The organism is Streptococcus australis (assembly GCF_019930045.1).
GTDB classification, from domain to species: Bacteria; Bacillota; Bacilli; order Lactobacillales; family Streptococcaceae; genus Streptococcus; species Streptococcus australis_D.
On sequence record NZ_JAHZQQ010000129.1, the window covers coordinates 1 to 657 of the forward strand.

The 657-nt window shown below is 29.8% G+C and carries 1 protein-coding gene; it reads left to right on the top strand.

The features are described 5' to 3' along the window. Positions 1 to 82: 82 nt before the first annotated feature. Positions 83 to 634, top strand: a complete 552-nt coding sequence (locus K1J10_RS10660; protein WP_223357354.1) for a hypothetical protein — start codon at positions 83 to 85, stop codon at positions 632 to 634. Positions 635 to 657 lie beyond the last annotated feature (23 nt).

Genomic DNA, 657 nt, shown 5'->3' on the forward strand with positions numbered 1-657 from the left:
ACTTGAAAGCTTATTTGATTAACACTCCGCAACTTTACTTGAGTGTTTACACAAAATTATTGACAGAATCTTTATGATATCAATGAAAACAATACTTATTTTAGTTGCTTTTATAATAGGGGGGCTAATATCAATAGAGTTTATATTGATTTATCTCAAATTAAAAGGAATTAATGTTATTGCCTTATTAAAAGGTTATAGAAGAAGTTATCATAGAAGTTCTTTTTTTATAAAAACAGGGTCGATTGTTATGGTTCTTTATTTAGCAATTGTAAGTATTTTAGGACTCGCTGATTACTTGAGTATGAAACAATACATTCCAACTTGGGAACGCTCAAAGTATTATGCAAATATTGCTTGTGCATGGTCTTGGAGTTATGCAAAAGATGATGATAAGTTCCATGAAATTGTTATTCCAAAGCTGAATAACTTATGGAATAGTTTGGACGATAGTGGAGCAATATTATTTAATGCCCCAAACGTTAGAAAAGATGGAAAGAATGATGATGAGGAGTATCTAAATCAACAACCATTTCAAGGCAATTATGCCTATGTAAATAAAAATTATTTACATATTGCTAAGATTCTGTCAATAATTTTGTGTAAACACTCAAGTAAAGTTGCGGAGTGTTAATCAAATAAGCTTTCAAGTGTGTC